The 14,774-nt window shown below is 41.3% G+C and carries 13 protein-coding genes; 5 read left to right on the forward strand and 8 right to left on the reverse strand.

All coding sequences use genetic code 11. From position 1 onward, the window contains the following. Positions 1-64 precede the first annotated feature (64 nt). Positions 65-1,135, reverse strand: a complete 1,071-nt coding sequence (locus L3V77_RS14090) for a 3-deoxy-7-phosphoheptulonate synthase (RefSeq protein WP_195704218.1) — start codon at positions 1,133-1,135, stop codon at positions 65-67. A gap of 241 nt (positions 1,136-1,376) precedes the next feature. On the opposite strand from L3V77_RS14090, the gene L3V77_RS14095 reads away from it, so the two are divergent. Continuing rightward, the gene (locus tag L3V77_RS14095) at positions 1,377-3,047 is read left to right on the forward strand and encodes a sensor histidine kinase (RefSeq protein ID WP_275134709.1); all 1,671 of its coding nucleotides are present in this window, start codon (positions 1,377-1,379) and stop codon (positions 3,045-3,047) included. Positions 3,048-3,064: 17 nt separating this feature from the next. After that, positions 3,065-3,790: a two-component system response regulator BtsR gene (gene btsR, locus L3V77_RS14100; protein ID WP_275134710.1), complete on the forward strand. Its 726-nt coding sequence runs from the start codon at positions 3,065-3,067 to the stop codon at positions 3,788-3,790. Positions 3,791-3,818: 28 nt separating this feature from the next. Here the strand turns inward: btsR and nagZ are convergent, their stop codons facing one another. Next, on the reverse strand, positions 3,819-4,802 hold the full coding sequence (gene nagZ, locus L3V77_RS14105) for a beta-N-acetylhexosaminidase (protein WP_275134711.1): 984 nt from the start codon (positions 4,800-4,802) through the stop codon (positions 3,819-3,821). A 124-nt stretch (positions 4,803-4,926) separates the two neighbouring features. Here nagZ and L3V77_RS14110 point away from each other — a divergent pair, with 124 nt between their 5' ends. Together L3V77_RS14110 and murQ are read left to right on the forward strand one after the other, a co-directional pair. Continuing rightward, entirely contained in the window at positions 4,927-6,045 is a 1,119-nt protein-coding gene (locus L3V77_RS14110) for an anhydro-N-acetylmuramic acid kinase (RefSeq protein ID WP_275134712.1), read from the forward strand. A 13-nt stretch (positions 6,046-6,058) separates the two neighbouring features. Further along, positions 6,059-6,973 carry an N-acetylmuramic acid 6-phosphate etherase gene (murQ, locus tag L3V77_RS14115; RefSeq protein WP_275134713.1) on the forward strand — a complete coding sequence of 305 codons (915 nt, stop codon included), beginning with the start codon at positions 6,059-6,061 and terminating at the stop codon, positions 6,971-6,973. A gap of 51 nt (positions 6,974-7,024) precedes the next feature. On the opposite strand, the gene L3V77_RS14120 is transcribed toward murQ, so the two are convergent. Further along, complete coding sequence (locus L3V77_RS14120; RefSeq protein ID WP_275134714.1) at positions 7,025-7,369, reverse strand: DUF2799 domain-containing protein; 345 nt, start codon at positions 7,367-7,369, stop codon at positions 7,025-7,027. Between the two features lie 273 nt (positions 7,370-7,642). On the opposite strand from L3V77_RS14120, the gene L3V77_RS14125 reads away from it, so the two are divergent. After that, positions 7,643-9,127: a carbon starvation protein A gene (locus L3V77_RS14125; RefSeq protein WP_275134715.1), complete on the forward strand. Its 1,485-nt coding sequence runs from the start codon at positions 7,643-7,645 to the stop codon at positions 9,125-9,127. A 117-nt stretch (positions 9,128-9,244) separates the two neighbouring features. Here the strand turns inward: L3V77_RS14125 and ispH are convergent, their stop codons facing one another. The 5 genes from ispH to ileS all read right to left on the reverse strand — a co-directional run bounded on the left by ispH (position 9,245) and on the right by ileS (position 14,742). Continuing rightward, positions 9,245-10,189 (reverse strand): 4-hydroxy-3-methylbut-2-enyl diphosphate reductase, encoded by a 945-nt coding sequence (gene ispH / locus L3V77_RS14130; protein ID WP_275134716.1) that lies wholly within the window; start codon positions 10,187-10,189, stop codon positions 9,245-9,247. Between the two features lie 28 nt (positions 10,190-10,217). Further along, positions 10,218-10,682, reverse strand: a complete 465-nt coding sequence (gene fkpB / locus L3V77_RS14135; RefSeq protein ID WP_275134717.1) for an FKBP-type peptidyl-prolyl cis-trans isomerase — start codon at positions 10,680-10,682, stop codon at positions 10,218-10,220. Positions 10,683-10,800: 118 nt separating this feature from the next. Beyond that, complete coding sequence (locus L3V77_RS14140; RefSeq protein WP_275134718.1) at positions 10,801-11,094, reverse strand: type II toxin-antitoxin system RelB/DinJ family antitoxin; 294 nt, start codon at positions 11,092-11,094, stop codon at positions 10,801-10,803. Between the two features lie 300 nt (positions 11,095-11,394). Beyond that, positions 11,395-11,898: a signal peptidase II gene (lspA, locus tag L3V77_RS14145; protein WP_275134719.1), complete on the reverse strand. Its 504-nt coding sequence runs from the start codon at positions 11,896-11,898 to the stop codon at positions 11,395-11,397. Between the two features lie 12 nt (positions 11,899-11,910). Next, complete coding sequence (ileS, locus tag L3V77_RS14150) at positions 11,911-14,742, reverse strand: isoleucine--tRNA ligase (RefSeq protein ID WP_275134720.1); 2,832 nt, start codon at positions 14,740-14,742, stop codon at positions 11,911-11,913. Between the last annotated feature and the right edge of the window lie 32 nt (positions 14,743-14,774).

Genomic DNA, 14,774 nt, shown 5'->3' on the forward strand with positions numbered 1-14,774 from the left:
TAAAAGCCGCTCCACTGTTTGGTAAAAATTATTCGTCACTTCCATCTCTTAAATCAGTGACTCATCACTTAACTCTATCTTGTAAGAATGGCACCAGCTCTTTATGTGCATTACGTAATAGTGCTTCAGTTGATTGCCAATTAATACACGCATCTGTAATAGAAACCCCGTACTCCATCTGCTTTAATGGTATATCAGATGGTTGATTCCCTTCGTTCAAATGACTTTCTATCATTAGTCCTATGATGGATTTATTACCTTCGCGTATTTGAGAAATTGCATCTTCAGCGACTAAAAGCTGGCGACGATAATCCTTACGTGAGTTAGCATGACTACAATCTATCATTAAAGCGGCATCAAGGTCATATTTGGCTAACTCACCTTCACACTCAGCAACAGAAACTGAATCATAATTCGTTTGCTTGCCTCCACGCAAAATCACATGGCCATTGCTATTTCCTTGGGTAGTCAGAAGCGCGACCTGCCCTTCTGTATTAATTCCCATAAAACGGTGACTAGAAGAGGCGGCCTGCATCGCATTGATCGCTGTCGATAGACTACCGTCGGTGCCATTCTTAAATCCAATAGGCATAGAAAGCCCACTTGCCATTTCACGGTGAGTTTGGGACTCCGTAGTACGAGCACCTATCGCTGCCCAACTGAATGTATCAGAAAGATATTGTGGACTAATCGGGTCCAATGCTTCCGTCGCTAAAGGAATATCCATTTCAGCCAAATCAACCAATAACTTGCGCCCCACATGCAACCCATGTTCAATATCAAAGGTCCCATCTAATTGAGGATCGTTTATAAGGCCCTTCCAACCAACCGTTGTACGTGGCTTTTCAAAGTAAACACGCATAACGATGTATATCTGATCCTTAAGCTCTGCAGAAAGTGCTTTAAGGCGTTTAGCGTATTCCATCGCTGCATCTACATCATGAATAGAACATGGACCACAAACAACCAATAAACGATGGTCCTTCTTGTGTATAATGTTTGAAATCGTCTGACGAGATTCCTGGATAAACTGTCTTGCGTTGTCGCTAAGAGGCAGTTTCTGTTTTAACTCATTAGGTGTGATTAAAACCTGTTCATCACTGATGTTGATATTGCTTAATGTGCTTTTTTTCATCTTCTTTTCCGTAAATAATTTTTTACACTTAGTTTCGTCAGTGATTCGTAACAGCCAACTTAATGCTTAATTTACCAGTATTAACAAAACTTTCAAGTGTAAATAAATAAAAACATTACGTGTAAAAATAAATTTACACATAATTAACTAGTACCAAGTATTATAAATACGATCTAGGTTCTACGCAATTTACCTAAAATTGCATAAGATGCATTGCAATAACTTCTACTGGGCTAAACATATGGAATTGATTCTCTCGTTGTTACAACAAATGTGCGTATATCTTGTTTTGGCCTATATGCTCAGTAAAACGCCCGTATTTTTACCTCTACTTAATATATCAAACCGTCTTGAAAACAAACTTAACTGTTACGTAATTTTCTCACTATTTTGCATAATGGGAACCTACTTCGGGCTGCAAATTAATGATGCCATCGCTAACACTCGTGCAATCGGCGCTGTCATGGGCGGTATTTTTGGCGGGCCTATTGTTGGTTTTGCAGTGGGCTTCACCGGAGGTATACATCGTTACACCTTAGGTGGATTTACTGACATCGCCTGCGCGATATCAACAACGGCCGAAGGGGTAATTGGTGGTGTACTTCATAGTTACCTAATAAAAAGAAATAAGCAGGAACAACTGTTTAACCCTAGCGTCGTTTTTTCTATCACCCTCTTCGCTGAAATCATTCAGATGTTCATTCTTCTTATTGTGGCAAAACCTTTTGATCAAGCTTATACCCTCGTCTCCGCCATCGCTGCACCTATGATTATTGCCAACTCAATTGGTGCAGCACTCTTTATGAGTATTCTACAAGACAGAAAAACCATTTTCGAAAAATATTCAGCTACCTTTTCCAGAAGAGCTCTTAATATTGCGGAACGATCTGTCGGTATTTTGAATTCCGGGTTTAACTCTAAAAATGCGGCAAGAATAGTACGAATTGTTTATGAAGAAACGAATGTGGGGGCAGTCGCAATAACGGATACAAATAAAATACTGGCGTTTGTCGGTATTGGGGATGATCACCATAAACCAGACACCCCTATTTCGTCTCAATGTACTTTGGATGCCATTGAAAAAAATGACATCATTTACTTAAATGGTAAAGACAACCCTTATCAATGTTCTATTTCCGAAAACTGCAAATTGGGGTCAGCACTCATTATTCCTTTAAGGGCTGGTGATAAGGTCGTCGGAACAATAAAGCTCTACGAGCCCAAGCGAAAACTATTCTCTACTATCAATATGTCCATGGCTGAAGGAATCGCTCAACTGCTTTCAAGCCAAATTCTTTATGGTGACTATCAACAACAACAGATGTTGCTGTCTCAATCTGAAATAAAGCTTCTCCACGCTCAAGTTAATCCTCATTTTTTATTCAACGCACTCAACACAATTAGTGCCGTTATTCGTAAAAACCCTGACAAAGCAAGAGAGCTTATTCAACATCTTTCTCATTTTTTCCGCAGTAATCTTAAACAAAATATAGAAACGGTTAGCTTGAAAGAGGAGTTAGCTCACGTAAATGCCTACCTAACTATCGAGAAGGCACGCTTCAGTGATCGATTAGAAGTAGAGATGAACATAAGCTCTGAATTACAGGATAGAAAAGTACCAAGTTTTACGCTACAACCTCTCGTTGAAAACGCGATTAAGCATGGGGTGTCCCACATGTTAGAAGGTGGAAAAGTTAAGATTTATAGTCAATGTAACGACATGGGCTGTGAAATAATTGTTGAAGATAACGCTGGAAGCTATCTAGAACCAAGGAAAGATCATAAAGGTTTAGGTATGCAAATTGTGAGCAAGCGCTTATCTAATTACTTTGGCCGTGACGGGGAGCTAAAAACTCACGTCGAAAAAGACCAAATAACACGAATGAGCTTTATCATTCCTAATGAGAAATAACACAATAAGGGATCATAATGCTTACTGCATTAGTCATCGATGACGAACAGCTTGCTCGCGAAGAACTCACCAATTTATTGCATGACACGAATAACATTGAAGTCATAGATCAAGCCAGCAATGCAATTGAAGGGCTAAAAAAGATCAATGTATTGAAACCTGACGTTATTTTCTTAGATATTCAGATGCCTCAAATATCAGGCATTGAACTGCTTGCAATGCTTGATCCCGATACTATGCCGATGGTTGTATTTGTTACTGCTTTTGATCAATACGCCATTCAAGCATTTGAAGACAATGCATTTGATTACCTGTTAAAGCCTATCGAAATAAAACGACTAGAAAAGACGGTTTGTCGTTTAGTAAAACAACATAACAAACAAATTGAAACACAAGATTTGTCTATACTTGCCCCCGCATCATTGGAACAAGTCCCATGTATAGGCTTAAATAGAATCATGATTATTCCAACTCGAGACGTCGAGTATGCATTCAGTGATATCAGCGGTGTACATATCCGAAGCGCAGACCAAATCGCATCCAGTCAGTTGACATTAAAGGTATTAGAGGAGAAGACTGATCTTCTTCGATGCCATCGACAGTACTTAATAAACACTAAGGCCATCAAAGAAATAAAATTGTTAGAAAATGGCTTAGCCGAAATTATAACGCGAAATGATTATCCCGTTCCGGTTAGCCGTCGATACCTAAAATCACTAAAAGAGAAATTAGGTATTGTCTAAATCATCTAGATCTTAGATTAACAATGAGTTAACCAACGACTTTTTTCATTGCTTCACTGGCCTCAGTCCACTCCCTCGCTCGCTTTAGCTCTGACAATGTAAAGCTTTGCTTCTTAAACAACGTTTCTGCTATTGGGATCTGCACTATTGGCAATCTGTCTAAAATCTCCACACTACGGTTGCGATTATTACAAAGTAACAACATATCACAACCAGCGGCTAGCGCCTGCTCTGCTCGTTCTGCTGCACTGCCCATGACCGATGCCCCTTCCATATTCAAATCGTCCGAAAAGATAACACCTGAAAAGCCTAATTTTTCACGTAAAACATCTTGCAACCAATACGTAGAGCCACTTGCAGGTTCTGAATCGTAATGAGGGTAGATAACATGAGCTGGCATCATCGCATCTAAAATACCAGCCTCGATCTGAACTTTAAAAATAGCCATATCGGTTTCAAAAATAGTATCTCTATGGTCATAAGGGGTCTCCAAGTGAGAATCAGCAATAACACCGCCGTGCCCGGGGAAATGCTTTCCAGTAGTCGCCATGCCCACCAATTTCATACCCTTCATGTAGGCGGTGCTATTCTTCAATATAGTGTGGATGTCATTACCGAATGCGCGACTTCTTATCGCTTTGCATTCGTGCCCTTTATCCAAAACAGGAGCAAAGCTAAGATCTATGTTATGCGCTATCAATTCTGCCGCCATCAACCAACCTGCTTGATGAGCTAATTTTTCACTATTTTCATATTGTGAAAGTGCTTGCGCCGAAGGGATAAGGGTAAAGCCTTGTCGAAATCGCTGAACCAAACCTCCTTCTTGATCCACACCAATAAGGGCACGACCTTTACTTACTTTTCGGATGTCATCACACAGAGCCAATAACTGTTCATTATCGTGGAAGTTTCTAGAGAATAAAATTAACCCGCCTACCGTTGGGTGTTGCAGGATCTCTCTATCTTCTGCGTCTAGCTCATATCCTGAAATATCGATCCAAAGTGGCCCCATCTATAATCTCCCGAAAATGTTGATGTACAATCAAAAAATGATTATAACCTTAAGTACCTTAGATATAATCAATTTCCAACACGTTATCTAAACAATTCACTTTCTACTGAGGGTAGTCATTTTTATGAATAAAAAAGAACTCTATATTGGCGTCATGTCAGGAACCAGCCTAGATGGTATTGATACTGCCTTAGTAGAAATTGACGATAATGAAACAACACTCATTGATTTTGATTGCTACGCCATACCCGAACATATTAAAAAAAGTATTCTCAGCTTCGCAACAGGACAGTCTACCGATATTGTTACCATAGGGCAGCTCGAGACATCGCTTGGTATTTTATATGCCGATGCCGTGATACAACTTTTAAACAAGACCGGAATCAACGCTTCAGATGTCGTCGCAATTGGTAACCATGGCCAAACGGTATACCACCAACCCACTGGCAACAATCCATTTACCATGCAACTTGGTGATGCCAACATCATATCGGCTAAAACTGGTATTACGACTATTGCCGACTTTAGACGTAAAGATATGGCGCTTGGAGGGCAAGGTGCGCCTTTAGTTCCTGCTTTTCATCGAACAATATTTCAGCCAACTCATTCTACCGTGGTGGTTTTAAATGTTGGTGGAATCGCCAACATCTCAGTACTTAGGCCGGACATGCCCACCATCGGTTATGATACTGGTCCAGGAAATATGTTATTAGACGCTTGGATATATGAGCAGACAGGTAAGAAATTTGACGAAGATGGATTATATGCAGCGTCTGGAAAAATTATACCTAAATTACTAAAGCGTCTATGCACCGAAGATTATTTCTCACGAAGCGCCCCTAAAAGCACTGGACGAGAGCTTTTTAATCTAGCTTGGCTAACCGATATACTCGAGCAGTTTGATAGCCCATTTCGACCACAAGATATTCAAGCCACGCTTACAGAATTTACCGCCGTCACTATATGTCAGGAAATAGAAAATCATACGATAGGAACCAATCCAGAGTTACTTGTATGTGGTGGTGGAGCAAGTAACCCTTTGTTAATGCAGAAACTCAATACTTATCTACCGGCTTGGACGGTTAGCACTACGGATGAGAAAGGAGTAAGCAGTGATTATATGGAGGCCATCGCATTTGCTTGGTTAGCTTATCGGCGAGTGAAGGGATTGCCAAGCAATTTACCAGACGTAACCGGAGCCTCTAGATACGCATCTTTAGGTGTTATCTACCCCTCTGAGTAATAGGAGTACTCTAATGACCAATGAAGCACTGATTTCCGCCTTATCTCAATTGATATCAGAAGGGCGAAATCCTCAAACCATGGATATTGATCTACTCTCATCTCTTGAAATTGTAACAAAGCTCAACGAGCAAGATAAACTTGTTCCTTGCGCTGTCGAGAAGGTGTTACCTATGGTGGCCATCGCAATAGATGAGATAACGCAGGCATTTAAAAATGGTGGTCGATTGATCTACATGGGCGCAGGAACAAGCGGACGACTCGGTGTGCTAGATGCATCAGAGTGCCCGCCAACCTTTGGTATTCCTCGTGATATGGTGATTGGTTTAATTGCAGGTGGCCACCAAGCCATGTTTAATGCCGTAGAGGGAGCAGAAGATTCTGCGATGCTTGGTCAAGATGAACTCCGCAGAATTGGTTTCAATAACAATGACGTTTTAGTCGGTATAGCCGCTAGTGGCCGAACACCTTATGTAATAGGTGGTTTAGAATTTGCTAATAAACTTGGTGCTACAACGATAGCCATTTCGTGCAACCCAACCTCAACCATCGCTAAAATTGCCGCTATAGATATAAGTCCAGTCGTTGGACCTGAAGCACTATCAGGCTCCACCCGACTAAAATCTGGTACTGCACAAAAACTTATTCTAAATATGTTAACCACCGCTAGCATGATTCGACTCGGAAAAAGTTATCAAAACCTAATGGTCGATGTTAAGGCAACCAACAAGAAACTCACGGCTCGAGCGGTTCGTATTGTCATGCAAGCAACAGAATGCGACGAATCGATTGCTAGAAACACCCTTATTGAGACTGATTATGATGTGAAGTTGGCCATATTAATGCTACTCACCAACATGGATAAAGATCAGGCAAAAATACAACTAGACAAACAAAATGGTTTCTTAAGAAAGGCAGTGGAAGGGTGACACCCCTTCCCGGTTTCTACTATTAGCACACCATTAATATGCGAATATGTTTTAATTTGACTCGTTCCAACCTCTTTGCCATTCCATACGAAATCGCTGAGATTCTTCAGTACCTTCACATACACCTTCATAATATTGTCCAGAAAGGCCTATTTGGTAGGCAAAATCAGGATTACAATATTCTTCAACACCTTTAAGGTAACCTTGATCATACTCAGCTTGATTTGCTTGGCCTAATTGTTGTAGTTCGCTAAAAGAGCGAGAATGATGTCCTTTAATGCCGTCGGAAAAACCAATTTCGTTCCAATCTCCTTTTTGGGCAAGATCGACATTACTAGATGAACAAGCCACGACCAAACATGAAAGTGTAAACACGACCAATTTGTTAAACAACATCGGAAATCCCTTAATATAAATATACGCAATACAAAAATGGTCTATTTTATTTTGAAAGTCAAACACCTATAGTTTCAACTACCACTATTTTCTGTTAATTAGAAACCAAACATCAAACTCGAGCAATCGAAGTAATAAAACCATTAAATTTACACAGAAACCACTTAATGTTGAATAGTACCACTCACTCAAGAATCGGATGCAGCTAGCATTCACTCGTTTTAGTATTGACACTGAATTATACAAATTACTAATAACAGTGGGACGAATATTATGATGTGGTTTCTCTTTTGTGTCGCAGCCTTAATTGGCGGATACGTTATCTACGGTGCGTTTGTTGAAAAGGTTTTCGGTATTAATGAAAATCGTAAAACTCCAGCGCACACAATGCAAGATGGTGTTGATTTTGTGCCTATGTCAACACCTAAGGTTTATCTTGTACAGTTACTCAATATTGCTGGTGTGGGTCCAATTTTTGGTCCAATCATGGGTGCACTATATGGGCCAGCGGCTCTGTTATGGATTGTACTAGGTTGTATATTCGCGGGTGCGGTTCATGATTACTTCTCTGGCATGCTATCAATTCGTAATAAAGGGGCTTCCGTACCTGCGATAACTGGTCGTTACTTAGGTAACGGTGCTCGTCATTTTATGAATGTTTTTGCTATCGTTCTTTTACTTTTAGTCGGCGTTGTGTTTGTTTCTGCCCCCGCTGGCATGATCACAAACCTTGTGAATGAGCAAACATCTTTCGAAATGTCTAAAGTAAGTATGGTCGTGCTCATCTTTGCATACTATATAATCGCAACGATTGTCCCTGTTGATAAAATCATTGGTCGTTTCTATCCGTTCTTTGGTGCATTACTTGTATTCATGTCTGTTGGCTTGATGGCTGCGGTTGCTTTCTCTAGTGAGCACACGGTAATGGGTGGCTTTGTTATTAGTGACCTATTCAACAACATGAACCCGAACAATATGCCTCTATGGCCAGCGCTGTTTATCACTATCGCGTGTGGTGCTATATCAGGTTTTCACGCAACGCAGTCTCCACTGATGGCTCGATGCATGGAAAATGAAAAGAATGGCCGTTTCGTATTCTTCGGTGCAATGATTGGTGAAGGTATTATCGCTATTATCTGGTGTACACTTGCGCTCTCTTTCTTCGGTTCAGTTGAAGGCCTTCAAGAAGCGGTTAAAGCTGGTGGTCCAGGTAACGTAGTATATAGTGCCTCATTTGGTCTTCTTGGTGTATTTGGTGGTATCTTAGCTTTCCTAGGCGTGGTTATTCTCCCTATCACATCAGGTGACACCGCATTTCGTTCAAGCCGTCTCATCCTTGCTGAATACTTTAATGTTGAGCAAAAAACATTGCCAAAACGTCTTCTTATGGCGCTTCCACTATTCGTAGTTGGCGGTATATTAACTCAAGTTGACTTTGGTATTATCTGGCGCTACTTCGGGTTCGCAAACCAATCTACAGCAACTATCATGCTTTGGACTGCGGCAGCTTACCTACTTCGCCACAATAAATTACATTGGATTGCTACTATCCCCGCGATGTTCATGACAACAGTGTGTATCTCATTCATCATGAGCAGCGCTAAGTTAGGCTTTGGCTTACCAATTACCATCTCTACTGTAATCGGTGTTGTATCCGCTATCGGCGCTGCTGCTTATGTTATTACCGTATCGAAAGGCAAGGGTGAAACAGACTTAGCAGATGAAGACGAACCCGACTCTCCGGTTAAAACTGCATAATCACTTTTGGCTCAAACACATAACCTTAGCATTGAATAAAAGTGTTAAGCATTAATCAAAAAGGGTTCCCAATGGGAACCCTTTTTGATTAAACAGCTTTAACTCATAAATTATTTATCAAGTCACATTTTTAATTTGTAACTCTTTAGGCACTTCAAAGAACATATTCTCTTTCCTTCCTTGAACTTCTTCTACTTCCGTTGCTCCCAGTTCTCTTATTTTATTAAGAATCTGGTCAACAAGTTCTTCTGGTGCAGATGCACCAGCGGTCACACCAATTTTGGTCACATTTTCAAACCACTCGGCTCGAATGTCCTCCGGACAATCGGTTAAGTATCCTTTTGTCCCCAATTTTTCTGCAAGCTCTTTTAACCGCGTAGAGTTTGAGGAGTTTTTTGAACCAACGACAACCAATACATCCACCTCCAAAGATAAACCGCGAACAGCATCTTGTCTGTTTTGTGTTGCATAACAAATATCGTCTTTTCGAGGACCTTGAATATTGGGATAGACTTCTCTTAACCTGTCTATCACGCTGGCGGTTTCATCAACCGATAACGTAGTTTGGCTTACATAATGCAGCTCACTCGGATTCTTAACCACAAGCTTATTTACATCTTCAGGCCTTTCCACAAGGTACATGCCACCACTATCACTCGCATACTGCCCCATTGTCCCTTCAACCTCGGGATGACCCGCATGACCAATCAGAACCACTTCCATATTTTTTTTGCTGGCTCTCGCGACTTCCATATGCACCTTGGTAACCAATGGGCATGTCGCGTCAAAGACCGTTAAATCGCGAGATTTTGCCTCTTCCCGAACAGCCTGCGATACGCCATGAGCAGAAAAAATAACGATGTTATCATCTGGCACTTCACTGAGTTCTTCAACAAAAACGGCACCTCGCTGTTTAAGCCCTTCAACGACGAAACGGTTATGTACCACCTCATGTCTTACGTAGATTGGTGTTTGATATAAATCTAATGCGCGCTCTACGATGCTGATTGCACGATCAACTCCGGCACAAAATCCTCTAGGATTAGCGAGTAATACTTTCATTAATTTGCTCTTGATATCTCTTTAGCGTTTATTCTACCGATAATATTTCAACTTCAAAGGTAACATCTTGTCCAGCTAAAGGGTGATTAAAGTCAACGGTAACGGAATTACCTGCTATATCGGTTATTATACCGGGAATTTCGATTCCATCTGGTCCAGAAAAAGCCATTATCGTACCAACTTCAACGGCGGCATCACCAACAAATTTTGCTTTGTCCATATGATGTATATTATCTGGATTTGCCGAACCGAATGCATCCGCAGCCTTCAAGTCGACTACTTTAGTATCACCAGGAGATAAACCGATAAGATGACTCTCGAAATTTTGGCTAAGGCTACCATCACCAATAGCTAGCTGAGCCGGTTTACCCATATTATGAGTTGAGTCTGCAACGGAGCCATTACTTAGCTTGATTGTAAAATGCAGAGTGACCGTGCTGTTGGATGTAATAGTTGAGTTGTCTAAAGTGACATTAGTTTGAATTTGAGACATGGGTTAAGGCATTCCTTAGTGAAAATAAAGACTTTCCATTTCTCTATTTAACCACCAAGTGAAGATATAAAAAACCACAAGTTTATTCAGGACGTAAGAGTTGTGAGAAAGAGCAGCGTTAGATACCCATCAATTCATTGAAGAAACGGCTTTCAGTATCAGCAAACAACATATCTTCTTTCTGAAGATCTTGCGTTGGAACTCGAATTTGAGAAGAAGCACCATTTCCATACATACATGACTCTAGTTGCTTCGCCTTTAGATGAAAGGGGATATCTCCCTGCTCAACAACAGACTCAGTAAACAATGTCAAAGCCTCGCGCGGAGTAAGGCCTGCATCCTGACATACTTTTGCAAAAGCCGCTTTTGTCTTGCTATCAACAGGACTCAATTTTAGATTATCGTTACGCATGTCACGGCCCCTCTCATTAATCATTCTGTCATTTATTCCATTCTAGCCTGAATCAACACAGAATCCCATACCATTAAATAAGATAAATTACACCACAACAACTGTCTCAATTTTAAGAATAACCAAAAATAACACAAGAAGTAAGATGTTAGAAGGCTTCTAGGTTGGATCTCTACACCTAATTAAGAATATTTCATTTAATAAAAAGAGAACCAAATCACATTTCAGAATGCATAAAAAAACACCAGAGAGTCAATTTCTGGTGTTTTTTTAAAAATCAGTTAAGCCATTCCTTACTGACTAATCGCTTTTTCTGTTCCTAAACCCGTCTAATATAATCATTGCCGCACCGATGCAAATAGTGCTATCCGCTAGATTAAATGCAGGCCAGTGGTAGGAACCCCAAAACAGATCAAGATAGTCAATTACAAAGCCGTGAACAATTCGGTCAAAAACATTACCAATCGCACCACCGATTATCATCGCATAAGCAATGTTATTCCATTTCTCTCTTGCAGGAAGTTTGCTCATCCAAAAAATAAGCAATCCGCTGACAAAGAAAGCAATACTGGCAAAAAACCATCTTTGCCAACCTGCTTCTTCACTCAGAAAACTAAATGCAGCACCGTAGTTATGTACATAAAGCAGGTTAAAGAAAGGCGTTATCTCTATTCGATTCGCCCAACCGTATCCCATTTTATCCATCACCAATAACTTGATACCGATATCAGCAACAAACACCAGAGCCGCCAGCCAAAGCCAACGTACTCCAGATTGTCTAATTGTCAGTGACTTAACGTTCATATCTACCTTTAATTAAACGAAATGACGCTCTTCTCCGTCACCTTCGACGTTTGTAACACAGCGACCACAGATATTCTCGTGACCATTAACCGTGCCTACATCTGCAACATGGTGCCAGCAGCGATCACATTTCTCAGCTTCAGAAGCTTTAACTTCTACATAGAGGCCTTCGACGTCCGTTGCCTGTGCTTCATTTGATTTTTCATCAATTGATTTAACCGCGGCTTTTGAAGTCAATAAAACGAAACGTAATTCATCTTCAAGTTTGTTTAGTTTCTGTGCTAACGCACTATCAACATACAATGTTACTTCGGCTTGCAGAGCACCACCAATCACTTTTTCTTTACGAGCAACTTCCAGAAGTTTGTTCACCGCTCCGCGGACAGCTTGAACGTCATTCCAGAACTCGTCATTCAGCTCTTCGCCATCTGATATTCCAAATAACCCGTCAAACCACTCTTCTGTGAACACGTATTGATTACGCTTGCCAGGCATTTCATTCCATATCTCATCAGCAGTGAATGACATGATTGGCGCCATCCAACGAACCAATGCTTCTACAATGTAATACAATGCCGTCTGACAGCTACGTTGAGCGTTACCGCCATGTTTAGCGGTATACTGGCGATCCTTGATAACATCGAGATAGAACGAACCCATTTCGATAGAGCAGAACTGCATCAAACGTTGCGTTACTCCATGGGTATTGTACTCATCGTATGCTTTCTCGATTTCATCTTGTGCTGCTTTTGCACGACCTACGGCCCAACGATCGATTGCAACCATATCTTCTACTGGCACAAGATCTGTTTCTGGATTGAACCCATTTAGATTCGCTAGGAAGAAGCGAGCGGTATTGCGAATCCGGCGATAGGCGTCTGCACTACGTTTTAGGATCTCATCCGATACTGCCACTTCACCGGTGTAATCCGTTGAAGCAACCCACAAACGGAGAATATCTGCACCTAGTCGGTTAGTGACATCCTTCGGAGCCACGACATTACCAATAGATTTAGACATCTTACGGCCATTACCATCTACCACAAAACCGTGAGTTAGCACTTGCTTATAAGGTGCAACACCTTTCATAGCGACAGCAGATATCATTGATGACTGGAACCAACCACGATGTTGATCTGAACCCTCTAGGTACATATCTGCACTATGGCCGTTAAACTCTTCTCTATTGTCTACAACCGAATAGTGAGTGACACCAGAATCAAACCAAACATCCAAAGTATCGAGTACTTTTTCATATTTAGTTGCGTCGTCTTCACCAAGCAGTTCGGCAGGATCAACATCCCACCATGCTTGAATGCCTTTCTCTTCTACCAGTTTAGCTACTTTTTCAATAAGCTCTGGGGAGTTTGGATGAAGTTCTGCCGTCTCTTTATGAACAAACAAAGCAATCGGAACACCCCAAGTACGCTGACGAGAAATACACCATTCTGGGCGACCTTCTATCATCCCTTCAATGCGACTTTGGCCCCAATCAGGGATCCATTGCACACCTTTAACCGCTTCCAGTGCTTTTGCTCGTAGACCAGCTTGATCCATAGACACAAACCACTGTGGCGTGGCACGGAAAATGATTGGTGTTTTATGACGCCAGCAATGTGGGTAGCTGTGCTCATACGCGTGATGATGCAATAAAGCACCATGGTCTTTTAGGACCTCTAAAACAGAATCGTTCGCTTTGAATACATGTTGACCCGCAAAAAACTCTGTATCCGGCAAGAATACACCGTTTGAACCAACAGGGTTCGCAGTCTCAAGTCCATATTGTTGACCAACAACGAAATCTTCCTGGCCATGACCAGGTGCGGTATGTACAACACCGGTACCTGCTTCGGTCGTTACGTGATCACCAAGGATCACTGGGACATCAAAATCGTAGAACGGGTGCTTAAAACGAACAAGCTCTAGATCTTCACCGGTCGCAAAACCTAGGTTGTGGTAGTGTTCGATACCAGTACGATCCATCACTTCTTTTGCCAACTCAGATGCAACGATGAGGCGTTGCGGTTTATCACCTTCTACCTGAATCAGAACATATTCTAGATCCGCTCTAACAGTTACCGCACGGTTAGCTGGTAATGTCCACGGAGTTGTCGTCCAGATAACAATAGAAACGTCACCTTGACCTTCGTGATCTTTAATTAAAGCAAACTTCTCGACAACCGTTGCTTCATCTTTAGCCGCAAATTTTACATCAATAGATGGGGAGATTTTATCTTTATACTCCACTTCTGCTTCAGCAAGAGCGGAACCACAGTCTGTACACCAATGAACAGGTTTAAACCCCTTCAATAGATGTCCTTGATCTGCAATTTTGCCTAATGCTCTAATGATGTTAGCTTCTGTACCAAAGTCCATTGTGCGATAAGGTTTATCCCATTCACCCAAAATTCCGAGACGTTTGAAGCTCTCTTTTTGCCCTTCAACTTGCCCCGCAGCATATTGGCGGCATTTCTCACGAAACTCTGCTGCCGTTACTTTTTGGCCTGGTTTGCCTACTTTCTTCTCTACCATTAATTCTATAGGTAGACCGTGACAATCCCAACCCGGAACGTAAGGTGCATCGTATCCAGCGAGGGTTTTAGATTTAATAATAATGTCTTTAAGAATCTTATTTAATGCATGACCGATATGAATATCACCATTGGCGTAAGGAGGGCCATCGTGCAATATAAAAGATTTTTTGCCTTTCTTAGCTTTACGGATCTCACCGTAAAGATCTTCTTTATACCAACGCTTAAGCATTTCTGGCTCACGATTGGCCAAGTTACCGCGCATTGGAAACCCTGTTTCTGGTAAATTCAGGGTATCTTTATAGTCTGTCATTGATTCTTAATTCCGTTATCTTGGGCGAGCGT

Origin of the sequence: Vibrio sp. DW001, assembly GCF_029016285.1 — a bacterium.
GTDB lineage: Bacteria > Pseudomonadota > Gammaproteobacteria > Enterobacterales > Vibrionaceae > Vibrio.